The organism is Bacteroidia bacterium, assembly GCA_039924845.1.
GTDB lineage: Bacteria > Bacteroidota > Bacteroidia > DATLTG01 > DATLTG01 > DATLTG01.
Genome location: JBDTAC010000054.1, coordinates 80076 through 104926 on the forward strand (window position 1 = coordinate 80076; position 24851 = coordinate 104926).

Below are 24851 nucleotides of genomic sequence, written 5' to 3' on the forward strand. Positions count from 1 at the left end.
GTTTGGTGTCAAAATTCTATATGATAATTAAAAAAGTTGATGTAATTTATTTTTCGTTTCAGAATTATAAATGGTTAATTTAAGAGTTCCTATTTTACAATTCCAAGCTCAATGCCGCAATCGTGCTTCCGTAAAATTTGTATCTTATTTGTTGAGGCAGAATCTTAAACAAACTGGAATTTTCAATAAAATTAACAGAAAAATTTGACTTCAATATTTGATAAATTAGTTTACGTAAAAAATTAATTTTATAATCCGTTTCTTTTTTGAAAAAGCTTTTATAATCTGGATTGTCTGCAAAAATTTTTTTTTTCGATTCGATATAACATCTTTGCCGTTTCGCATAATACCTTAACGTAATCTTATCATTATGAATAGATGTTATATTTAAATCAAAATACGATGGAATGTTTTTACACAAAGCGCGCAATCCAAATTCAAAATCATAACCATCTCTAAGTGTTTCATCAAAATTACCTATTGCTTCAAAAACTTCTTTTGTAAAAGACATATTAGCGGTAGTAATAACAAAATTTTCAAAATTCACTTTTAAAGGCTCTGTTCCATTATTGGTAATTTTTTTCCACTCATTTTCCATGTGTATTTTATATTTCTCTATATCTGTTGAAATGGAATCTTGAACTGTATTTGCCGCACCAGATAATAAACATTGCGGATATTTTTCGTGATGTTCAATGTGTTTTTGAATCAAATTATCTGAAGCAATAATGTCGTCATCCAATAAAATTATCAAGCCTTCCTTTATTCTTGATAGCGCATTATTATTTGCTTTTGATGCTCCCGAATTTACTTGTGTATAAATATCTATCTTGTATGGATAAGTGTTTTTAATATGCTGGATTTTTTGAAAAGTATCATCCAGAGATCCGTCATCCATTACCAAAACATTAAAATTCGAACAAGTTTGATTTTTGAGCGAATCAAGTGTTTGGATTAATTTTCCAACGCGATTGTAAGTAGGAATTACAACAGTAATACTCATATTTTTTTTCGTGAAAATTTATTTTTTAGTCTAAATTTATTAAAATAATATTTGGAACAAGCCTCTGAAATATAGAGGTTTGATTGTCTATATTTTTGCAAAGTTTTGAATCCTTTTGATGCAAAATCGGTACAAATTTCGAACCAGACCCAAGCTAATACATTGTTAAAATCACTTATCGGAAACAAAGTTATTTTATTATTTGCATTCTTTAATTTCAACAACCAATTCTCAACACTTGTTAAAAATTCAGGCTCATAGCTGTAATCAATAAAAAATATTTTTTGATGAATGTACGATTCTTTTTTATTAGGATTAATTCCCATCTTTGAAAATAAATTGGAATGAACATCAAATACCGATGCTAATTGAGTTTCCCTTTTTACTACCGAAATTTGCTCAGCATGTTGTCTATAACGCAACATCATTTCGGGAATTAACGCGTAATCCGTGCTATCAAAAGCGTTTATCCAAAAAGCATAATCTTCTGCATGAGGATAATTTTTATCGTAATTCAGATTTGATTTTTTTAGAATATCCGAACGAAACATAATGGTTGGATGCGATAAAATATTATCAAAAAATAATCTTGCTTTAATTTCATTTGAATTTAAAATACGCTTACGATACACTTGTTTTTTATTTTTCTGAATATAAGTACCTACAATTCCAACTCGAGGATTATTCTCAAGCAGTTGTACTTGCTTGAGAATTCGCTGAGGCATACTGTAATCATCTGCATCCATCCTTGCAATGTATTTACCTTTTGCCTTTGTTAATCCATCATTCAATGTTTCAATAATTCCACGATTCTCTTTATAGCTAATAACCCGAATTCTCGAATCTTTATAGTTGTTTATAATTGTTAACGAATTGTCTGTAGAACCATCATTTATAATCAAAAAATCAATGTTTTTATATGTTTGATTCAATATACTTTCAATCGCTTCTTCTAAAAATGAAGATGCGTTGTAAGCGGGCATTAAAACAGTTACTAAAGGCTGATCCATGATGCTGGGTATATAGTCGAATCAAAATTATTATCCGGTTTTTTAAACCACTTTTTAGGTGCTACAACAATTTTATTCGGATTTGTATTGAGCCATGCACCCCACCAAGAAAATGTGCTGTTGGCAATTATATTGTGCGAACAATTTTGCATTAAAAATAATTCTTCCACTTCCCCTAAATTTTCATGGCTGACAAAAATTGATTCGGTTTCAAATTTCAAATTTTCACGACACCACGCTATGTCGTCCGAAAAAATAAATATTCCAAAAGCATTTTCTTTGCTGTAATTTATTATATATTCTAATGCTTTATCGTAATAATCGGAAGAAAGAATTGTGTAAAAGTGATTATATTTATTAATATAATCACCCCTTCTAACATGTACAGCAATTGAATTTTTATATTTTTTAATTTTACTTAACAGATCTTGTGCAAAAGGTGTTATTGTTTTTTTTAAATGCAAGTCTTGCCTTAACTGTATTTCAATTTCTTTAAAATACAAATATGATTGCCAAAAGCCTTCTAAATAAGAATTTACTGGAATTTTAACCATATTTGAATCAAAACCTTTTTTAGATTCGATAACGTAACTGTTTTTGTAATAGGGTAATAAATTCCTTTCCAGAAATCGTTTCAATTTGGAAACGATTTGCGGGTTTAAAATTTCTTCTGAAGATTGTATTCTTGGAATTTGCTGTATTGTAAACTCATCTAAATATAAAACACGTTTTGTTGCTCCGGCACTTGTAAATTCAGAATCATAAAAAGATACATCAATAGCAATTTGTGCGTTTAATTTTTTCTTTATGCTTAACGCCAATGCGTACTGAAAAAGCTGATTTCCTAAGCCTCCTTGAAAACGAACTACAATCATTTTTTACGAGCAAGTATGTGAAATCCGAAATTCAATAATTCTTCCGATCCTTTATTTTTTTTAGAAAATTTCACAAGCATTTTATACACAATTCCAATCGCTTTGCTTTCTATAAAAGATTTTTTTTGATTGGTATATTTTTCAGCTATCGAAGTCACCCTACTCATTTCCTGTTTTAAAAATTCGAAATAATTTCCATTGGCAGTAATTTCGAGAATTTCAAATTCATTTTCGATAAGGTGTTTTTCATAAAAATATTTATTAAACCCTGAATAATAATGGTAAGGTGCAAAATGAGTCATACTGCAAAAAGGCGCAGTAATAATTAAATAGCCTCCTTTTTTTAATAATCTGTCAAATTCTTTAATGGCAGCAATCGGATTCGGTATATGTTCAAAGACTTCTGTACACATAATAGCATCAAAACTTTTGTCTGGCTCAGGAATATCAACAATATCCGAAACAATATCCAATTTCCCATAATCCCATTGATGCATTTGCAAGCCATTTTTGACTTCATCAGGTTTGTATTGGGCAAAATCTTGCGACATATAATTTAAATGTGCACAAAAATTTTTAAACTGCTGTTCTCCTGCACCTGCATCAAGAATACGCAAACCGGAAGGGATTTTTTCCAATGTTTTTTTTAACCAAACAACTCGATTAATCTCATTTATATTATTTTGTTGATCATCCATGATTTTCCCATTTATTCTTTTTAACAAAAATTGTGTTGATGTAAGTATCAGCATATACTATGTATCCTTGCTGTTCCAAAAAGCTAATAATATTATCGTTTTTTATACCTTTTCCTTTTTCCGAAAATGAAATTGTTTCGACGCAAATAACTATTGGATAATTACTTTTATAATTAATCGAGTGCAATATTTCATCATCCATCCCTTCAACATCTAATGATAAAAAATCCGGAAATATACCATTGTGATAAATTTCTATAATATTTTTTAAAGTACTTATTTTAATTTTTTCCTTTCCAATAATTTTATAGCCATTTTCCTTTTGATATTCCTCCGCAGCTTCTTTAGAAAAGGTGTTAAGGGAGGATGCGGACAATTTGTAATAATCTAAATTTCCTTCTTTCAAACCAATACCAATATTCAAATTAATATCTTTTTGTCGAGATTTTTTAAACAATTTTATAGATTCAGGATTTGGTTCAATATTAATTCCTCGGCTTCCTAACTTATAAAAAATAGCTGTATTATTAATATGAAAAGGATGGTGTGCCCCTATATCAATATAAGAAGGTTTATTAATTCCAATGGTATCAAAAATAAATTTCATGATTAAATCCTCTCCAGACTGAGAATAGGATCTTTTCACAAATAATTCTTTAACTGTTTTCTTAAATAATGACATTATTTTTAAAAATATTTTATTTTTCAACTTGATTGTAGTCAATTTTATTTACATATAACTGATCTCCAAAAGATTGAGAACATTCGTTTTTATAAAGAAAAAAATTATTCTGATGCATATATTTTTCGATATCCTTCTTTAAACCTTGTTTTTTATAAAGTTCTATGGTAGAAACCTCTAACCAAATAACTTTAATTTTATTGATCATTTGAGAAGCACCTTCCAATACTTTTAATTCTGCCCCTTGCACATCCATGTGCACAAAATCAATTCTTTCGATATTATTTTTTTTACAAAAAGCATTTATCGTATTCGCGTTGACTTCTATCGTTTTATTGAATTTTAGCCAAGCATGCGTTTGATTAACCTTTTTCGGTGGGAGTATTGAACTAGATTTATTGCCATAATTCCAATCTTCTTCTTTTTCAATATTATCAGGTATTCCTGATGACACATAAAAATTTATTTTTCCAATTGTATCTGATAATGCTTCTTCAATTATTTTTACATGAAGTTTATCATAAGTTTTAAAATTCTTTTTTATCAACTTGATATTTTCCGGATTCGGTTCAAATGAATAAATGTCAGCTTTTGGAAAAAGATTGGCATATCTGATAGAATCTTCACCCTCACAAGCCCCAACATCAAAAACAATTAATTTGTCTTCCGAATTAAATAATCTGAGAAGCTCGCTTTTTATAGGAATATCCGAATTTATATATTCACTTCGATCGCTCATTCCTGTAGTATTTTATTGTTCATCCAGTCCGAATCGCAATTAATAAGTCCGGTATTATTTTCAATATAATTTTTCGTCCCGTAATTTAAAATTTCTAATTGAGACACGTCTGAATTATGATAATAATTAAAATTGCCATTTGCAACCCCAATTGATAGGATATAAAGACCGGCTCTTAAATTGTGATTTATTTTAGTACCCACTTCCAATATGTCGCCCGTATTCATATTCGCTTTCTCATTATTTCGTACTGTAAAAACGGGTGTATAATCGGAGGTTGTTAAGCCCAAGCCAATGGATACATTTTGTAGCTTTTCTTTCGCTTTAATCACTATTTTTATTTCAATGGTTTGATCAAATTCTATAACAAAACTATTTTCAACCGCATTTAGTAATTCAATAGATTCGAGATGAATAAATTTATTGAGACCATCTTGAAAAAAAATTTTTGAAGGACTTTCAATTTTAAAATTCAAATAATTATTAATTATTTTGACGGATTCGCCCTTTTCTTTCACTTGTCCTTTCTCTAAATATATAACTTGAGAGCATAATTGTTTTACGGCTCCCATATTGTGACTTACAAATAAAATCGTTCTGCCGCTTTTGCTCACTTCGTCCATTTTGAGCATACATTTTTTTTGAAACTCAGCATCGCCAACCGCTAGCACTTCATCAATAATTAAAATCTCATTTTCTAAAAATGCAGCTACGGCAAAAGCTAAACGTAATTGCATTCCGCTACTGTAATGTTTTAAAGGCGTGTCAATAAATTTTTGAACGCCTGAAAAATCAACAATCGCATCAAAATTTTTCTGAATTTCAGCACGTTTCATTCCTAAAATAGAACCATTTAAAAAAACATTTTCTCTGCCAGAAAGTTCTGGATGAAAACCTGTTCCTACTTCCAATAAACTGGCAATTCTACCTCGAGAAATTATTTTTCCAGAAGTGGGTGGAGTAATTTTGGAAAGTATTTTCAAAAGAGTAGATTTTCCTGCTCCATTTTTTCCAATAATTCCAATGCTTTCGCCTTGCATCACATCAAAATTGACATTTTTTAAGGCAAGAAAATCTTCTCTTTTATTTTTATTCTTCTGAAAAAAAGTACCAAGGGAATCACGCAAACTTAAATAAGCTTGCTTTTCGTCTTCTATGCGAAATTTTTTTGAGATGTTTTGTATTTCTATAATCGGCTTCAAAAAATAATTTTTTTTAATGTCATTACAAAGACCAATTTAATAGTGGAAGGTTTTCTTTTTTTAGGTCATTCAAACTGCCAAAGTCAATCTTATTCTCTTTGCAAAAAGATTCGATTATATATCTCACCTGAACATTATTTCCTTTGTTAATAATAAATTTGATATAAGATTTCAAAGAATGTTCTCCGTAAATTTTCAAAATATAATTCAAACTTTTATGAAGTGAATATAAATTATCTTGCGTTAAATTAATCGCGTATAAATAGAATAAGGTGATTTCCTTTTTTACTTCTAATCGCTGTGCCCACAAGGTCAGCATAAATGACAATCTTTTTGATTCAAAGGATTTTAAATTCCACGCCACTATTTTTTCGTCTATTTTTTGCACCAAACTTTCAAAAGTTTCTTTTTCATAAGCTTGTTGTTTCGCATGATCGTCAATTTGCTTAAAAATTTGAATGCTTTTTTTTATCAATTTATCAGAATCAATGGCAGGGACATCAAGAAAATATTTTTCAAGTTCTTCAACACTAAGCGTACCTTCATACATAATTGGAGAACTTGTAAAGCGGAAGACCAATGCCATAGTAACATCATTCTTGATATTCTGTAATCCTTCGTGATCTGTATTCCCCAGCCAAAGCAAAAACTCACCAAGTTTTAAATCAGGCTTAACAGTCTTTTTTAACGAATGTAAAAAAGTAGCTACAATCTTTATTTTTTTTATAATTTTTCTCATCAAAAAATTATCTTTCTTGTGTGTTTTTTCGATAATACTTATCGGTTGATAAGTGCATTCATTTAAGGGAGTCCAAGTGGTATAAAAATGCTTAATGTAATCATATCCGTCTTTATGTTCTGGACCAATTTCCGAAGTGTCAAAAGGAAAATGAATTATTGGGTAAGGAAGTGTACAAAAGTTTATTTCAGAGGATAATTGGTATGTGCTTTTTAATTTTTGGCAAATAGATTTAGCAAGTTTTATGCTAGACGGATCGTATCTCAAGAAAGATCTTACAATTGCTTTTACAAGTTCTATATACTCTATTAAATTATCATCAAATGTCGAAATAGAAACATGAAACTCTTTTTGAACTTCTAACAACGTTGTTTGTAAAAAATAATTTTTCCTCTCAAGTAATAAGCTAAATATTTCCTTCTGAAGTTCATGTTCAGCCGAAGACCAGCCATATTTTTTCAATCTCGTTTCCATCCTTTTATGCTAAATCGGCAAAATAACTTTCTGTTTTCCTGAAATAAAATAATCCAATTATAAATAAAATAAAAGATGAACAAATACTGATAAATATTAAATTCATGTTCAACGGTTGCGTTACAATTGCATTCCGAAACAATTCAATAGCGGCATACATCGGATTTAATGCCATTATATATTTCATCCATTGATGCGTTAGAATAGAAACCGGATAAATGACGGGAGTTAAAAACAAAAGTGCTTGTACTAAAAACGGAATGATGTAACGAAAATCTCGGTATTTGATATTTAAAGCTGCCAAAAATGAACCTAAACCAAAAGTGGAAATACTTGCAATAACTAATCCTGCCGGAATAAAAACGATAAATTTTAAAACAGCTACCTGCGTATGAAAATACAAGAGTATTCCGATAAAAATCAGGAAACTCATTAAAAAATCGAACAAAGCAACTAATACCGCAGAAACTGGGATAATTAATCTCGGAAAATAAATCTTTTTGATAATATTCGCATTGTTTATCATACTATTTCCAGCAGCGGTCAAGCCGGATGCAAAAACATTCCACAGCAACAATCCGGAAAAAACAAAAACAGGATAAGGTAAATTTTCGGATGGTACTTTTAAAGCTCTTCCAAAAAAAACGGAAAAGATAATCATCATAAAAAAAGGTTGTAAAACTGCCCACAGAAAACCTAAAACAGTTTGTTTGTATTTTACTTTTATATCGCGCCAAGTAAAAAAATAAAACAACTCTCGATATTGCCAAAGTTCAGCAATACCAAGGCTTAATTTTTCTTTTGGTTTTATTTCGTATTCCATTTTATTTATTCCAAAATGCTAAATCTTTACCTATCATTTTTGACAATTCTTCGTTATACGGCTTATAAAATTCGAGTAAAAAGGTGCGCACATCCTCATCCATTGAAAGATGCTTTTCATTTATCTTATTTATTTTTCGTAAAGCTTCTCCATAATGATAAGAAGCGTGTCCAGAAATTAATTTTTTCAATCCCTTTTTTAAAGGGTTTTCATTGTGCAATAATCGTCTTAAAACGCGCGCATACAAAAATGAGCGTGTTTTTTGTGTGGGATTATAAATCACAGTTACATTCGGCACAAAATGATCATCCACATTTATTTTTTTGAATATTTTTTCACAAATGTTTTTCGCATCTTTTTTTAAATCTTCGTAGAAAAGTAAGGTAACTTGTTCTTTCGAGAAATAGTGATAAATATTTTTCAAATGCTTCTCGTACAAACTGTAATCAATAAAATAATCGAAACCCCAATAGAGTTCTTCGTCTTTGTGTTTTGTATATAAATCGGGTAAATCAGAAAATTCAAATTTGGCAGAACCTGCATTTTTTTCCATCAAATAGGAGGAATACGTACGCTCTACCGGATTTCGCATGATAAAAACAATTTCGCATTTCGGATTGTGCTCTTTCAAACGAATCAAGGCTTCTTCATTCGCATATAGATTTGCATTCTTGCAAATTAATTTTGTTTCTTCGGTATATTCTTGATGCGAAAAAAAAGTTTTCAATGCCTTCTCAAAACCACGACTGTATTCTTTATCATCATAAAAATAACTAAATTCTTTTTGGGAATGGCACAAACACGCAGGATGCTCTCCAAGATAGCGCAACAAGGAAGAAGTACCTGACTTTTGAGCTCCCACTATCATCACATCAATTTTTCTCTCCATATAAAAATAAAAAAATCCGTCTATAATTTATAATCTCAATCTTCTGTACTTTTGGACAAAAATCACATTTATGGAATTCGTTTTTGCCAGCGGCAACAAAGATAAAATAAAAGAAGCACGTTTACTGATTTCATCTCAAGTAAAAATTTTAAGTTTAACGGATATTTTTTGTACAGGAGATATTCCTGAAACATCTGATACCATTGAAGGGAATGCGCTACAAAAAGCAAATTATGTGTTTGAGAAATACGGCTACAATTGTTTTTCAGACGATACGGGCTTGGAAATTGAAGCTTTAAACGGAAAACCAGGCACTTTTTCGGCTCGTTATGCGGGCAATGAAAAAAATACAGAAGCAAATATCCAAAAAGTATTGTTCGATCTGAATGAAATAAATAATCGAAAAGCGCGTTTCAAAACCGCTATTGCGTTAATTATGGGTGATGAAAAAATAATTTTTGAAGGCATTGTTACAGGTACTATTTTAAGTGAAAAGCGCGGTAATAATGGCTTTGGTTACGATCCGATTTTTGTGCCTGATGGATACGATAAAACATTTTCCGAAATGAGCCTTCTCGAAAAAAATAAATTGAGTCACCGTGCAAAGGCTTTTCAAAAACTGATGAATTATTTGAATGAACACGCTCATTTTGCTTCAAAATAATATATCTTTGCTACATACAAAACAACCTGTTTTTTAGATGAAAATGAAGATTGGAATTATTTTTGGAGGCTTTTCAAAAGAGCGTGAAATTTCTTTTGCAGGTGGCAGAACGGTTTACGACAATCTGAATAAATCCTTATTTGAGCCGATTCCTATTTTTATTGACAGTTTTGGAAATTTTATTTTGCTCGATTGGCAATATGTTTACAAAGGCAGCATTCGCGATTTTTATCCGCCCGCCGAATTAATTCCAAAAAAAGAAGGCGGTTTTCAAATTTATGCCGAAAGTTTAGGCAATTTGAATTCGCAACAGCAAGAAGAATTGATTTTAAAAATTGGAAAAAAAATTCTGATAGACGAATTAAAAAATATTTTCGATTTTGCTTTTTTGTGTTTGCACGGACCTTACGGAGAAGATGGGAAAATTCAAGGTTTGTTCGAATCGCTTGGCATTCCGTATTCTGGATCTGGCATACTTCCTTCTGCCATTGGCATTGATAAAGCAATCCAAAAAAAGCTGATGAAAAATGCCGGATTTCCTTCTCCAAAATTCGGAATTATTAAAAAAGAAGAGTGGCTAAAAACGCTCGACAAAAAATATTTTTTCGAAAAATTAAAAAAAGAAATTGGTGACAATATCGTTGTGAAATCTGTTTCACAAGGTTCTTCTATCGGCATTTCTGTTTTACAAAAATCTAATTTTGATGATTTTATAAAAGCCGTAAATAAAAGTTTTTTCATCACAGATATTTCTATGTCTGAATGGAGAAAAATGGACGATGCACAAAAAAATGTTTTTGTGCGCACACTTACAGATATTCGCGAAGGCATTGGAATTCCTGTGAGAATAGCAAATTCATCTTCAAAAATTTCGGACATTATTTATCATCCGCAAGATTTAATTTTTCATCTCAATAAAATTTCTGCTACCGAAAAAAATATTTTGCTGGAGTCTTTGGACGGCGAACATTTATCGCTCATCGAAGAATTTATTTCTGGAAAAGAATTTTCCTGCATCGTTTTACAAAATGAAGATGGAAATGCAGTTGCATTGCCGCCTACAGAAATAATAAAAGGTGGAGAATTGTTCGATTATCGTTCGAAATATTTGCCCGGTTTATCTCGAAAAATTACGCCCATTAATTTACCCGATTCGCAAATTCAGGAAATTCGCAAAGCTTGTGAACATCTTTTTACCGAATTTAATTTTGATGTGTATGCGCGAATTGATGGATTTATAAATGAAAAAGGCGTTATTTATTTGAATGATCCGAATACGACTTCGGGAATGATGCCATCTTCTTTTTTCTTTCATCAAGCAGCTGAAATTGGATTAAATCCTTCTCAATTTTTAACTTTTATTATTCGCACTTCGCTTTCGCAACGGGCATTATCAACAAAAAACAGTTTAGTAATTACAAAATTACTAAGGCATTTAGACGAAGAAATAAAACATCAAAAAAATGCTTCTACAGAAAAAATAAAAGTCGCAGTTATTTTAGGCGGCTATTCTTCGGAGCGACATATTTCGGTGGAAAGTGGTCGGAATATTTATGAAAAATTAGCGTCATCTTCCAAATACAAACCTGTTCCGATTTTCCTTACGAGGAATGAAAATGAACACATCATGTATCGCATTCCAGTGAATATTTTGTTGAAAGATAATGCAGATGATATCAAGGAAAAAATTGCACATTATAAAATTCATCCGATTGTAAAAAAAATAATGGAAGAATGTGTCGCTATTACTGAAAAATATGGTGAATCTGGAAGTTTAGATCATCCAGAAAAATTAAATTATTCTGATTTACCAAAGTTGGCGGATGTTGTCTTTATTGCGCTGCATGGTCGTCCGGGCGAAGATGGAGCGGTGCAAGAAAAACTCGAAAAAATAAATTTGCCTTACAACGGTTCTGATACAAGTAGCTCGCAAATTACAATTGATAAATTTCGCACCAATGAAATTTTAAAAGAAAATGGATTTTTAATTGCCGAGCATTTGTTGGTTTCTAAAAATGACTGGAATACTAATAAAAATGAAGTGCTGGAAAACATCCGTCAAAAAATTAATTTTCCATTCATCGCAAAACCAGTAGATGACGGGTGCAGTTCTGCCGTCAAAAAAATAAAAAACGAAAAAGAGTTGGAAGCCTTTGCCACATTGATTTTCAGAAACTCAGAAGAATTTAATAAAAATGCTGCCGAAACGCTTCATATAAAAGTAAAAGAAGAATTCCCTCAAAAAAATATTTTTTTGATTGAAGAATTAATCTCGAAAAAAGATGCTCCTCATTTTTTAGAAATTACTGGCGGAATGCTCACCAAATATGATAGAAATGGAAATGTTGAATATGAAGTTTTTGAAGCATCAGAAGCTTTAAGCGAAGGAGAAGTTTTATCCTTGGAAGAAAAATTTTTGGCGGGACAAGGTCAAAACATAACACCTGCAAGGTATTCTGTGAATTATGAAGATCGAAAAAAAATTTCTGAGAAGGTAAAAAACACACTTGGTGCTGCGGCAAAACTATTGCACATCAATGGTTATACGCGCATTGATGCCTTTGTTCGAATTTACAATCCTGACAAAGTTGAAGTTATTTTTATAGAAGTGAATTCATTGCCGGGCATGACTCCCGCTACGTGTATTTTTCATCAAGCGGCAATTAATAATTACAAGCCGTATGATTTTATTGATAAAATAATTGATTTTGCATTCGCGAAAAAAAAGAAAGAATTACAAACTAATTAATTTACGAAATGAGTGTTATTGATTTTATAAAAAGTAAAACATTTTTTAAACATCTCGCCTTAGCGATTGTATTGGTAAGTGTTTTGCTTTGGGGAGTTTTGCAAATATTGGACACGTATACCTTGCACAATCAATCCATTACCGTACCTGATTTTAGCGGATTAAAAACACAAGAAATTGATCATTTTATTTCCGATAAAAATCTTCATTATACCGTTATTGATTCCGTGTATGATGCAAAATCTCCGAAAGGAATTGTGATTAAACAAGAACCGGAAAAAGGCATTCAAGTTAAAAAAGGAAGAACGATTTATTTATACGTTACGTCGATTTTACCTCCACAAATAGAAATGCCGAAACTCACAGATCAATCGCTGCGCCAAGCAGCTTCCGTGATTGAAACTTACGGTTTGAAAATGGGAAAAATAAAATACGTTCCCGATGTATGCGCCAATTGTATTTTGAAACAACTCAATAATGGAAAAGAAATAGAAGCCGGCACAAAAATTCCAAAAGGTTCGGTGATTGATTTAGTTGTGGGAAAAGGATTGGGCGATGAAGAAGTGGCTATTCCAAATCTTATCGGACTCACCAAACAGCAAGCACTTGCTAAATTGGCAGAAAGTTCCTTAAATGAAGGTGCGCTTGTGTTCGATGCGCCTGTTGATTCTGCGAGAGAAAAAATATACATGCAGAAACCTAGTTATTCCTCTTCTGCAACATTAAATATCGGGAGTCCGATTGATCTTTTTTTTACGAACGACAACAGTAAAATTCCTGTTGTTAAACAAGACACCATTTCTAACGCTGAATAACCATGATGCAAAAAAATATTTTTTTGAGTGTGTTTTTATTGTTGCTTTTTTCTTTCGCAGGACACGCGCAATATGAAATTTTATCACCTTTACACTACAATCCTGCGGTAGCTGCTAAATGGCATGAACAAATGGTGCGTAAACATCATCAAACAAATTACACACAAGGCTTAACAACATTTAAAGATACGGTTGTACACCCAACATTAGATTCTGTGCCCTTAGTCCCGAACGATACTCTCAGTTTACCTTTTTTAGATGATTTTTCGAAAGACACCGTTTATCCCGATCAACATTTGTGGATGGATAAGTACGCTTATGTAAATCCAGATTTCCCGATTGCTCCTGTAACCATTGGCGTTGCAACGCTTGATGGATTAAATGCACAAGGATATCCTTACAATTTTAATTCCGTTTCTGGATCATTTGCTGCCGACCAATTGACTTCGAACCCTATTAATCTTGGCACTCCGCTTACTGCGGCAGATTCTATTTATTTAAGTTTCTATTATCAAGCACAAGGAAGAGGTATTTCTCCTAAAACAAGCGATTCTATTTTATTGGAATTTAAGGCACCTAACCAGCCCACCCAGCCTTGGAAAGAAGTGTGGTTTCATTTAGGTTATTCGCCTGCGCCAACGGATAGTGCTTTTCACTTAGTAATGGTTCCGATAACAGATACCGCTTATTTGCACAATGGTTTTCAATTCCGATTTCAAAATTATGCCTCATTAAATGGCCCGTTTAATCAGTGGAATATTGATTATGTGTATCTCAATAAATTGAGAAGTCAAACCGATACTGTTTTTAAAGATGTGGCGTTTGTGTATAAGCCGCAATCACTTATTCAGCCTTATGAATCCATGCCTTGGGAGCAATATACAACTGCCAATATGCGAACATCTGTCAATACTTACATTCGTAATAACGACAATGCGGTGGATAATACTTCGTACTATTACGACATACGAGATGCCTACAAAAATGTACTTTATACTTATCCGGTAGGGAGTATCAACGTTAATCCATACAGTGCAGGAGGATATGACAATTACGCGCCGCAAGCGCATCCGCCGGTTTCCTATCAATTTCCGTTGCTTATAGATAGTACCAATTATCAAGTGGAACATGTTTTAAATACAACGCCGGATTTTGATCGCTCGAACGATACAATACGCGCATACCAAGTGTTTAAAAATTATTATGCGTACGACGATGGCTCTGCCGAATTGGCGTATGGCTTAAATCAAGCTTTTGCGAAATTAGCCTATCGTTATGTGCTAAATGTAGCAGATACATTACTTGGCGCACAAATTTATTTTGATCCTGCGGGAGTAAATACAGCTATTTATTCTTTCCGCTTGGCTATTTGGGCAGATGCAGGCGGAATTCCGGCAAGTACACCATTTTATATAGATAGCAGCAATGTGCCAATTTATCAGCCAAACGGCTATTTTATGTTTGATACGTATAATTTAAAAAGGGGTGATAGTTCACGTACTTATTTGCATTTGAACGCGGGGACTTATTATATAGGGATGATTCAAGAATTTGCGCAACCATTAAATATTGGTTTCGATGAAAATACAGATAGCCACACCAATTTGTATTACAATGTTACTGGTACTTGGCAGCAATCAGGCTTTCAAGGTTCGTTGATGTTTCGCCCTGTTTTTGGAAATTTTGATACAATACCCGCACTTGGCGTGAAAGAATTATCCATGAACTCTAATTTGATTTCCCTTTTCCCGAATCCCGCAAATACATTTATTCACATTAATTGCAGTTCTTCTTTATTGTTGAATACATTAAACATTACTATTTACGATGCTTTCGGAAGAAATGTGTTGAGTAATTCTGCCTTTAAAATAAATGAGACATTGGATATTTCTGCGCTCTCAGCAGGAATTTATTTTGTGAAAATACAAGATGAAAAAAATAATTTTTCGGTGAAGAAATTAGTGATTACGCGATAAATTTTTCTACTAAAAAAACAGCTCTCAAAAAAATAATTTTTCAAACAAGAAATTTGAATCGTAACGCGGAAAAATAATTTTGCTGAAAAACACGGTTCAAAAAAATAATTTTCCGAAGCTCCTTTTTGAGCTCAAAATACATCGTTCGAAAAAATAATTTTTCAACCGATTAAACGGTATCCATGAAATTTTTTTCGGTTCTGTTGAATAATAAAACTCCGAAGAAAAGGATTATTAACATAAAAATACTGCTGTAAGCCAAATACAGCCAGTGAAATTCGCCTTTCGGAAAAAAGGCATAACGAAATGTTTCTACAATCGAACTCATCGGATTGGCAAGTACTACCATTCTAAATTTGGTATCTTTTACTAAAGATAATGGATAAACAACTGGTGTGGCATACATTATTAATTGAACGCCAAAACCTACGAGGTACGTCAAATCGCGGTATTTAGTTGTTAAAGACGAAATAATAATTCCGAAACCGAGTCCTAAACCGCCCATTATCACAATGAGATACGGAATTAGTAACATGTACATATTGAAATGAAAAGAAATACTTTTGAATAAAATAAAATAAATAAATACAAGAATAAAAAGTAAAAATTGTATCATTAAACTAATCATACTACTGATGATGGAAGAGACTGGGGCAGCCAATCGCGGAAAATAAACTTTCCCGAAAATAGCAGCATTGGCAAGGAATGTAGAAGATGTTTTATTAAAACAGGTTGCAAAATAATTCCAAACCGTTAAACCGGAAAGGTAAAATAAGGCGCCAGGAATACCATCCGTCGGAATTTTAGCAATGCCTCCAAAAACAACCATAAACATAATGGTAGTGAGAATGGGTTGAATGACAAACCATGCTGGACCTAAAATAGTTTGTTTGTAAACGGAAACAAAATCTCTACGAACAAAAAGCATGATTAAATCTCGGTAACGCCAAACATCCGACAAGTGTAAATCAAACCATCCAGAAGTTGGTTTCACTACCAAAGACCATTCTTCGTTTCCTTCTATTTTTTTATCCTCCATAAATTGTGTCCGAAAAATTATTTTTTATCGCCGTAACCGTAGTTGCCTCCATAACCGTATCCATAGCCGTAACCATAAGCATAACGGTTGTAATAATATTTTGATTTTTTACGTTTCACCCCGTTTAAAACGATGCCCAAATTATTGATTTTATTATTGGTTACAATTTCATGCGCATTTGCAATGGATTCTTTGTAAGCAGATTTGGTATTAATCACATACAAATTAACATTTGCATATTTCATCAATGCAAGTGCATCGGAAATCAAACCGACAGGAGGAGTATCAATAATTATATAATCATAGTGCGCTTTTCCGTATTCGAATATTTCATTCATACGTTTAGAAAGAATTAATTCGGAAGCATTCGGAGGTAGAGGACCCGATAAAAGCACATCTAAATTGTCGATGCTACTTTTCAGAATACATTCTTGTATAGTATTTTTTCCAATGATAATGGTTGAAATACCTATTTCGGATGACATATTCAAGGCTTTGTGTACGCGCGGTTTGTGTAAATCTAACTCTAATAACAATACTTTTCGCTCCGATTTAGCCAAAATAGTTGCTAAATTAACGGAGCAAAAAGTTTTTCCTTCCCCCGGAACATTGGAAGTGATGAGAATTACTTTTGAACCTCCCTCGGTATCCATGTATTGTAAATTGGTACGAATGGTTCGGAAGGATTCTATTATCGGCGATTTCGGATTATTTTCAACAGTAACGAGGATATCTTTTACGCTTTGATCAAATAAAATTTCTCCCAATATGGGTAAATCCGTTTTTTCTTTTAGCTCTTCTATACTTTCTATTTTTTCGAAAAATACGGTTCTAATAAAAATAATAATAAGACTTATGATAGCGCCAACCCCCATAAACATATAACTTATTTTTGATTTTTGAGGCGCAACAACGCCCATGGAACGAGCAGTTTCAATCACTTCTGTTTCAGGGATAATAGTAGCTTGGGCAATAGTAGTATTGGCTCTTTTTTGCAATAAAAACTCGTACATATTTTCATTTACTTGCATATTTCGCTCAATATCCACAAGTCCTCTTTGTTTGGCAGGAATGGTTTTTATGCTGCTTACATAAGCATCTACTTGTCCATTTACATCCTTAATTTGCGAATTCAATGCTACTCTAGAATTTCCGATATAAATCAGCAAATTATTTTTCAATAATTTTATTTTTTCATTGGCATTTCTAATATTTTGATTTTTTTCAGTGGCATCCGTCAAAGTAGAATTAATGGAAATTTGCATACTGTACAATTCATCCACACTTTTTTTCAAAAAAGCATCGTTGCTGACAATATAAACAGCGGGGGGTAGAAATTCCGGATCTTTATTTTCAATAATGTATTTCTCTAAGGCGTCCAACGCTCCAATTTGCATTTGCAGCATGGATTTTGTCTTATCAAAATCACTCAATTTAGTAAAATAATCATCTTCTTCTTTTCCAAGATCTAAAATATTTTTGTTTTCCTTGTAATGTTGTAAATCATTTTGCACGCTGTCCAAAATGGTACTAACTTCTGCCATCTGCTTATCAATATAGAAAAGCGTATTAGCATTTATTTTAATTTTGGATTTCAAAGAATTTTCCATGTATACTTCCGCGAGTGTATCCAAAAAAGCAATGGCTCTTTCTGGAACATTGTCTCGGAGACTTACTTGAAGAATATTTGTATAATCAATGATTGCAACGCTTAGAGCACCTCTATAACGATATACCAAGTTTTTCGGATTGTGTATTTTTATCGTATAATCGGAGTTTTCTAAACTTCTTATTGTATTTCGATTGACTTGAGGAGATTTTGTAACTAATAATTTCATATCACTATTCACCGAAAACTCATCAAACGTTCCGACAAATTTTTGCTCTTGATCGCCTTCGGTATAAGTAATTTGGTATTGGTGTACATTCAAAATTTTGAAATGCATCATATTTTCGTACAAACCCGAATTGATGTTTCCTACTTGTATTTTAAACGGAGAACCATCATACATTTCGCGAGAAGCAAATCTCCCTACAATAAAATACGAAATACCCAAATTCATCCTATCTACAGCTTTTTGAATAAGATCATAGGATTGCAAGACACGTAATTCGTTGGTGTTATCTACATAAGTTTGTCCAGATCCATAATATCCTCCAGCTCCTTCTGAAGAAATTAAATTTTTCGAATCGAAATTATCGTTTTTTAGCAAAATTTCGGTTTCTGCCGAATAAACATCTGGTATTTTGTATAAGTACACTTGCGAAATAACAAATGCCGCGGCTACTAAACAGACTAAAATATACCAGTTTTTAGAAAAAATCCGCAAAACGGCTTTTATATCCTGTATATCAATGATAGCATTATTTTTTTGCGCCATATTTCTCAATCAATTTTGCAGAGAGTATTTTCTTTTAAAGGATGAAAATAAGCGACAAATTTAAACATAAAATGATAGTGTGTTAATAAATAATTTGTCGAATGCAAAAATAATAAGAAACTTTATTTGGTGAAATATCGTAAATACATTTGGATTTTCGAAATTACTTAGTTATATTTGCAACACTTAAAAACGTAATATTATGAAAAAATTATACGCTACGATCGGATTGTTGTTTTTTGTTTGCCTAATAACGGACGCAACTAATTATACAAGCAACGGAGGAGATTGGAATACAGCTACTACTTGGACTCCAAATGGTATTCCTGCCAATACGGATAATGTTACCATACTTTCTGGAAATGTAACCTTAGTGGCTAATGGCAAGGCTCTGAATGTAACTATAAACAGTGGTGCCACGCTAAGTAATAATAACCCTGGTAACGCAGCTAATTCTCTAAATATTTTTGGAGTTTTTACAAACAATGGGACTTACGCAGGTACAGGGAAAACTGGGCATAAAGGTACTGGGATTATAATAGTTGGGGCTGGGGCGAATACGAACTCTGGAGATGTTTGGTTTAATGGCACTTCCCAAACAATTACAGGAACCGTGAATAAAGTAAATGGTGGAAATTTTTGGCTAAACGTTACTACGTATCCTTCCTGTTCAGTTACAAACCAAGGCCACGTTTCTACTCACAATGGATCCATTAAAGTAGATGGAACAACAGGCCCAGCAGTATGGACAAATGCTGCAGGTTCTTATGTGGGGTTTCAATTAATAGGATTTACAAACCAAGGCAACTTTACGATAAACACATCTGCTGTTAATGATACTGTGGATTATGAAAATAGTAATTACAATATTTCCACCACTAATGGGAATACTTATTATACTTTAATTATCGGAGGGGCAGCAAAAACAGCTTCATCCAACTTAACAATCACTAATTTGAATATAAAATCAGCAGGTACACTAAATGTTAATGGTAAAAATTTAAATATTGCAGGTAATTGGCTTAACAATGGTACCATCACAAACAATACTGGTACGGTAACTTTTAACGGAACTTCTGCGCAAACAATAAGCGGAACAGGAAGCAATCCTTTTAACAATCTGACATTGTCAAACAGTGCTGGATTAACTTTGGCAAGCACCTCTACCTTAACTGGTACACTTGGTATTACCGCAGGTAATTTTAATGCAGGAAGTTCTTTATTGACATTGATTTCGAATGCTACTGCAACTGCACGTATAGGTACAGTCCCATCGGGCAGTTCCCTGTTAGGAAATTATATTATACAGCGTTACATAACTGGAACTAAAACCGACTATCAATGTTTAAGTACTCCCATTAAAAATATGACTTTAAGTGTTTGGGACAATGATCCAGGCTTTTACATGAGTGGGATTGGAGGAGTACACGGAAATGCTGGAAGTTACCATTCTGTTTATACCATTAATGAACCAACAAATGCTTACGTAGCTGTAACAACAACCAGTTACGTTTTATCTCCAGCTTTGGGCTTGTATTTATATTTTGGAAATGGAAGTCCTGGCGGACCTATGGCATCTTTTGCTTTTGCTTCAAAAGGATTGCCTAATTTTGGCAATATCACGAAAAATATTACATATACAAGTGGGCAAGGAAATGGATTTAATCTTATCGGAAATCCATATCCATCTCCTATTTTATGGACTAATTTTCATAGCGACAATAGCAGTCTTATCACAGGAAGTTTTCAAATTTATGACGAAGCAACTGGAACATGGGTGTCGTCAAATGGTACAACTGTAAGTAATGGAAGCAGTAAGTTAGCCGCAAATCCTAATGTTATTACTATGTGCCAGGGCTTTGAATGCACTCCTTCTGGAGGTTCCACAACCGTAACTTTTAAAGAAACTGAAAAAACAGCTACAGATATTCCTATCGTAGCTCAACAAGCTCCCAATCCATCAGACTGGATTAGAATGCAATTGAGCAACAATGTAAATTCTTTTTCTGACGGAACAGTATTACAGTTTACGCAAAACGCATCTGCAAACTTTAATGTAAATGAAGACGTATTGTTCAGATCCAGTTTTGAATCAACAGCTCCTGAATTATATACACTGAGCAGCGATAATCAACATCTTACCGTAAACCAAATGCCCGACCTAAGTGATGAAATGACTATTCCATTAATTGCTAAAGGAGGCTTGGCTGCTACCTATACCATTTCTTTCGAAGGTATTAATAATTTGCAGAAATACGATTGTGTTACCTTAGAAGATCTTACTAACAATAAAACAATTTCTCTTGGAAATACAAATTCTTACTCTTTTCAAGTAAGTGATACATCTAAAATCAATCAATTCCTCATCCATTTTAAACATTCGGCAGGTAATTGCGCCTTGTCTATTGCAAACAATCCGTATTTGGAAAACAACGTGAATGTAACTTCTTCGGCAAATGGAGTATTTACTAATTTCAATTTCGCTCAACCTCAAACTGCCGTAATTTCTGTTTACAATGTACTTGGACAAAAAGTGATTTCTGACGAAACGGTAGAAGTATCTCAAAACAATGTGAGATTAAATATTGTTCCGAGCAATAATATTTACCTTGTGGTTATTCATACTAATAACCAAGTCATCACAAAGAAAATTTATTACTAAGAAGATAATTTGTATATTTTTGCGAAAACAAAATAATCGTATGAAAAAAAATTGTAGAGCATTTATTTTATTTTTCCTATTCACATTAAGTCCGTTTTTTATAGACGTCGTTTTTTCACAACCTCCTCCTCCGGGTGGACCAGGAAACCCTCCATGTTGGCCTCCCCCATGCAGTGTGCCTTTAAATGGAGGAATTGTTTTGTTGATAGCACTTGGTGTTATTTACGGTGGAAAAAAAATTTATGACAACTCTAAAAAGACATCTGAATTATAATTCAGATGTCTTTTCATTTTAAATGAATACTTCTTTTCTTAAAAATCCTGTCGTTTTATTTTTACTGAAAGCGTTCGCACTATACATTTTGTGGTATGTGCTGTATGATTTTTGGTTACATCCAAAAGAAACCTGCGATTTATTTGTCATTGACAAAACATTGGCGATGAGTAAAAAAATACTCGAATTAATGCACTACAAACTTTTTACAGGCGCAGATCGGCTCATCGGAATCGATGGTACCAACGGACTTTGGATGGGCGATAATTGCAACGGCATCGAATTATTCGCACTTTTTTCCGGATTTATAATTGCATATCCTGGAGCATGGTTCAAAAAAATAATTTTTATACCACTCGGAATTTTATCCATTCAAATTCTCAATTCCCTACGTGTTGTGGCTTTGGCGATGATTGAAATTAAATCTATTAAATTAACAGAATTCAATCACAGCTACACTTTTACGATTTTAATGTACGGTTACATCTTTTTTTTATGGATGCTTTGGGCAAATAAATTCTCGAAACAAAAATAATTTCATGAAAAAATTATCGCTTCGAAAAATTATTTTTTTGACAGTCATTATTGCACTTATTCTTTTTTTCGGTTATCTCCGCGACTTTATTTTTATTCACACCAACCGCGAAATCGGGATTCAATATTATAAAATGGCAAATGATGATTTACCAACGTCATTAAGGTGGATGAAGAATTTTAATTATCTTCAATTAATTAAATTTAAGTGGCTATTTACATTTCTTTTTTCGGGTATTTTTTTATTGATTACGTTGCTCGTTACAAAACTATTATTCGATAAAAAAAACTTTTTGAAAATCAGTTTGTACGCTTACATCGCAGTATTTTCGATCGCTTTGGTATTTACCGGATGTGGATATTTAATTCCAATTTTCCGTGAAAATGGCTATGAATTATCGCGCTATTTTATGCACATCGCACAATCTCCTTTGATAATGATGGTGCTGATTCCCGCTTTTAAATTAAGTGAAAAGAAATAGTGTAATTTTTAGTTTCACACAAGCGGTTGAAAAATTATTTTTTCAATCCACTTATTCGAACTTGTTTTTAGAATATTCTTTTTACATTTGTGCCGCGAAAAATTATTTTTTACGATGGCAAAAGTTACGATTGACGGAGTAGAGATAGAAGTGCCCGATGGAACAACCATCCTGAATGCTGCCCGAATGATTGGGGGAGCAATCGTACCGCCTGCCATGTGTTATTATTCCAAATTAAAATCAACAGGAGGTTATTGCCGCACGTGTTTAGTAAAAGTGGCACAAGGTTCAACAAAAGATCCGCGTCCGATGCCAAAATTAATGGTTTCTTGTTCCACGCAAGTGCAAGACGGAATGGTGGTGCAAAACCTTACTTCACCAGATGTATTAGAAGCCAGAAAAGGTGTTGTTGAATTTTTATTGATTAATCATCCCTTGGATTGCCCTATTTGCGACCAAGCTGGAGAATGCGATTTGCAAGATTTAAGTTACGCACACGGTTTGGCAACCACTCGTTATCAATTTAGAAGAAGAACTTTCGAAAAAATAGATATTGGAGAAAAAATAAAATTACACATGACACGCTGTATCCTTTGTTATCGTTGCGTTCGCGTAGCGGAACAATTAACAGATAAACGCGTTCATGGAGTAATGTTCAGAGGCGATGTGTCGGAAATTTCGACCTACATAAAAAATGTTGTTGAAAATGATTTTTCGGGAAACATGATTGATGTTTGTCCTGTTGGCGCGCTTACCGACAGAACATTCCGTTTCAAAAGTCGCGTTTGGTTTACCAAACCGATGGATGCACACAGAGATTGTAAGAAATGTTGCGGAAAAGTAGCTTTGTGGGAAAAAGGCGAGGAAGTTTTGCGCGTTACTGGACGAAAAGATAAAAATGGAGAAGTGGAAGAGTTTATTTGTAACGAATGTCGTTTTGATAAAAAACACATTAATGATTGGGTAATTGAAGGACCTCGTCATATTGATCGTCATTCCGTAATTGCTCAAAATCATTATGAAGTATTGCAAAGTTTGCGTATGGATGTGGGAAAACAACAGAAAAAATTAGCCGAGAAAAAATAATTTTTCATGACCGTATCTTATCTCATTTATAAATTAATTTTAGTACTGATTGTTTTTGTTATTTCTTTATTTGTGGCAATGTATTCCACTTATGCCGAAAGGAAAGTAGCCGCATTTATGCAAGATCGTTTGGGACCCAATCGCGCAGGACCTTTCGGAATTTTACAACCTTTAGCTGACGGAATAAAAATGTTCATGAAGGAAGAAATCATTCCGAACGTTTCGAATAAATTTTTATTTATTCTCGGACCAAGTTTATCCATGCTCACGGCTTGTATGACGAGTGTTGTAATTCCTTGGGGAACACAACTTACTATTAACGGAAAACCGTATCCACTGCAAATTACCGATGTAAACATTGGTATTTTATATCTTTTCGGAGTAGTTTCTATCGGGGTCTACGGCATTATGATTGGCGGTTGGGCATCTAACAATAAATATTCTCTGTTGGGTGCGCTTCGGGCTTCTTCACAAATGATTAGTTACGAAGTTGCGATGGGCTTGGCAATCATTGCTTTGGTAATGATGACAGGAACGCTCAGTTTGAAAGAAATTGCCGCGCAACAAAATGGTTGGCGCTGGAATGTGTTTTATCAACCACTTGGATTTTTAATTTTTCTTATCTGCGCTTTCGCGGAAACAAATCGCGCACCTTTTGATTTGCCTGAATGTGAAACCGAGTTGGTAGGCGGTTATCATACCGAATACAGTAGCATGAAATTGGGATTTTATTTGTTTGCGGAATACATCAATATGTTTATTTCTTCTGCTATTATTTCTACTTTTTATTTTGGCGGATACAACATGCCCTGCCTCGGACGATTTGTACACGACCCCAATATGCTCGCAACTTTAGGCGTTGTATTTATGTTCGCGAAAATATTTTTCTTCATCTTCTTTTTTATGTGGATACGCTGGACATTGCCGCGCTTCCGTTACGACCAATTGATGAATTTAGGATGGAAAATATTAATACCTTTGTCGCTCATAAACATTGTGCTGACAGGCGTTTTTATACTGAGACAAGATATTATTCATTACTTTATTAAATAAAA

General features: G+C 33.0%; 22 protein-coding genes. 10 read left to right on the top strand and 12 right to left on the bottom strand.

All coding sequences use genetic code 11. From position 1 onward, the window contains the following. Positions 1-94: 94 nt before the first annotated feature. Genes ABIZ51_05930 through ABIZ51_05975 form a run of 10 tightly spaced genes read right to left on the bottom strand, consistent with a single transcriptional unit; the run spans position 95 to position 9134 of the window. Positions 95-1003: a glycosyltransferase gene (locus tag ABIZ51_05930; protein MEO7088315.1), complete on the bottom strand. Its 909-nt coding sequence runs from the start codon at positions 1001-1003 to the stop codon at positions 95-97. Beyond that, positions 1000-2013: a glycosyltransferase gene (locus ABIZ51_05935; GenBank protein ID MEO7088316.1), complete on the bottom strand. Its 1014-nt coding sequence runs from the start codon at positions 2011-2013 to the stop codon at positions 1000-1002. The genes ABIZ51_05930 and ABIZ51_05935 overlap by 4 nt, the downstream gene beginning before the upstream one ends. Beyond that, positions 1998-2888 carry an alpha-1,2-fucosyltransferase gene (locus ABIZ51_05940; GenBank protein MEO7088317.1) on the bottom strand — a complete coding sequence of 297 codons (891 nt, stop codon included), beginning with the start codon at positions 2886-2888 and terminating at the stop codon, positions 1998-2000. Before ABIZ51_05940 ends, ABIZ51_05935 begins: the two co-directional genes overlap by 16 nt. Continuing rightward, the gene (locus ABIZ51_05945) at positions 2885-3586 is read right to left on the bottom strand and encodes a class I SAM-dependent methyltransferase (protein MEO7088318.1); all 702 of its coding nucleotides are present in this window, start codon (positions 3584-3586) and stop codon (positions 2885-2887) included. Before ABIZ51_05945 ends, ABIZ51_05940 begins: the two co-directional genes overlap by 4 nt. Beyond that, positions 3579-4295: an FkbM family methyltransferase gene (locus tag ABIZ51_05950; GenBank protein MEO7088319.1), complete on the bottom strand. Its 717-nt coding sequence runs from the start codon at positions 4293-4295 to the stop codon at positions 3579-3581. Before ABIZ51_05950 ends, ABIZ51_05945 begins: the two co-directional genes overlap by 8 nt. Next, positions 4285-5007, bottom strand: coding sequence for an FkbM family methyltransferase (locus tag ABIZ51_05955; GenBank protein ID MEO7088320.1), 723 nt, complete (start codon positions 5005-5007; stop codon positions 4285-4287). The genes ABIZ51_05950 and ABIZ51_05955 overlap by 11 nt, the downstream gene beginning before the upstream one ends. Then, complete coding sequence (locus ABIZ51_05960) at positions 5004-6209, bottom strand: ABC transporter ATP-binding protein (GenBank protein ID MEO7088321.1); 1206 nt, start codon at positions 6207-6209, stop codon at positions 5004-5006. The genes ABIZ51_05955 and ABIZ51_05960 overlap by 4 nt, the downstream gene beginning before the upstream one ends. A gap of 22 nt (positions 6210-6231) precedes the next feature. Beyond that, positions 6232-7422 (bottom strand): hypothetical protein, encoded by a 1191-nt coding sequence (locus ABIZ51_05965; protein MEO7088322.1) that lies wholly within the window; start codon positions 7420-7422, stop codon positions 6232-6234. A gap of 4 nt (positions 7423-7426) precedes the next feature. Beyond that, positions 7427-8245 (bottom strand): ABC transporter permease, encoded by an 819-nt coding sequence (locus tag ABIZ51_05970; GenBank protein MEO7088323.1) that lies wholly within the window; start codon positions 8243-8245, stop codon positions 7427-7429. 1 nt (position 8246) lies between these two features. Next, positions 8247-9134: a sulfotransferase gene (locus ABIZ51_05975; GenBank protein ID MEO7088324.1), complete on the bottom strand. Its 888-nt coding sequence runs from the start codon at positions 9132-9134 to the stop codon at positions 8247-8249. A gap of 70 nt (positions 9135-9204) precedes the next feature. Here ABIZ51_05975 and ABIZ51_05980 point away from each other — a divergent pair, with 70 nt between their 5' ends. Genes ABIZ51_05980 through ABIZ51_05995 form a run of 4 tightly spaced genes read left to right on the top strand, consistent with a single transcriptional unit; the run spans position 9205 to position 15338 of the window. Then, entirely contained in the window at positions 9205-9798 is a 594-nt protein-coding gene (locus ABIZ51_05980) for a non-canonical purine NTP diphosphatase (protein MEO7088325.1), read from the top strand. Positions 9799-9835: 37 nt separating this feature from the next. Continuing rightward, on the top strand, positions 9836-12547 hold the full coding sequence (locus ABIZ51_05985; protein MEO7088326.1) for a D-alanine--D-alanine ligase: 2712 nt from the start codon (positions 9836-9838) through the stop codon (positions 12545-12547). Between the two features lie 8 nt (positions 12548-12555). Continuing rightward, complete coding sequence (locus ABIZ51_05990) at positions 12556-13362, top strand: PASTA domain-containing protein (GenBank protein ID MEO7088327.1); 807 nt, start codon at positions 12556-12558, stop codon at positions 13360-13362. 2 nt (positions 13363-13364) lie between these two features. Then, complete coding sequence (locus tag ABIZ51_05995) at positions 13365-15338, top strand: T9SS type A sorting domain-containing protein (GenBank protein MEO7088328.1); 1974 nt, start codon at positions 13365-13367, stop codon at positions 15336-15338. A gap of 169 nt (positions 15339-15507) precedes the next feature. On the opposite strand, the gene ABIZ51_06000 is transcribed toward ABIZ51_05995, so the two are convergent. Both ABIZ51_06000 and ABIZ51_06005 read right to left on the bottom strand, forming a co-directional pair. Then, complete coding sequence (locus tag ABIZ51_06000) at positions 15508-16377, bottom strand: ABC transporter permease (GenBank protein MEO7088329.1); 870 nt, start codon at positions 16375-16377, stop codon at positions 15508-15510. A gap of 17 nt (positions 16378-16394) precedes the next feature. Beyond that, on the bottom strand, positions 16395-18758 hold the full coding sequence (locus ABIZ51_06005) for a polysaccharide biosynthesis tyrosine autokinase (protein ID MEO7088330.1): 2364 nt from the start codon (positions 18756-18758) through the stop codon (positions 16395-16397). Between the two features lie 202 nt (positions 18759-18960). Here ABIZ51_06005 and ABIZ51_06010 point away from each other — a divergent pair, with 202 nt between their 5' ends. From ABIZ51_06010 to nuoH, 6 genes are all read left to right on the top strand, one after another. Beyond that, positions 18961-21420, top strand: coding sequence for a T9SS type A sorting domain-containing protein (locus ABIZ51_06010; protein MEO7088331.1), 2460 nt, complete (start codon positions 18961-18963; stop codon positions 21418-21420). 40 nt (positions 21421-21460) lie between these two features. Next, positions 21461-21694 carry a hypothetical protein gene (locus ABIZ51_06015; protein ID MEO7088332.1) on the top strand — a complete coding sequence of 78 codons (234 nt, stop codon included), beginning with the start codon at positions 21461-21463 and terminating at the stop codon, positions 21692-21694. A gap of 22 nt (positions 21695-21716) precedes the next feature. Then, positions 21717-22229, top strand: coding sequence for a hypothetical protein (locus ABIZ51_06020; protein MEO7088333.1), 513 nt, complete (start codon positions 21717-21719; stop codon positions 22227-22229). Positions 22230-22233: 4 nt separating this feature from the next. Continuing rightward, complete coding sequence (locus tag ABIZ51_06025) at positions 22234-22710, top strand: hypothetical protein (protein MEO7088334.1); 477 nt, start codon at positions 22234-22236, stop codon at positions 22708-22710. A 114-nt stretch (positions 22711-22824) separates the two neighbouring features. Next, the gene (locus ABIZ51_06030; protein ID MEO7088335.1) at positions 22825-23796 is read left to right on the top strand and encodes a 2Fe-2S iron-sulfur cluster-binding protein; all 972 of its coding nucleotides are present in this window, start codon (positions 22825-22827) and stop codon (positions 23794-23796) included. Positions 23797-23802: 6 nt separating this feature from the next. After that, positions 23803-24849, top strand: coding sequence for an NADH-quinone oxidoreductase subunit NuoH (gene nuoH, locus ABIZ51_06035; GenBank protein ID MEO7088336.1), 1047 nt, complete (start codon positions 23803-23805; stop codon positions 24847-24849). Positions 24850-24851 lie beyond the last annotated feature (2 nt).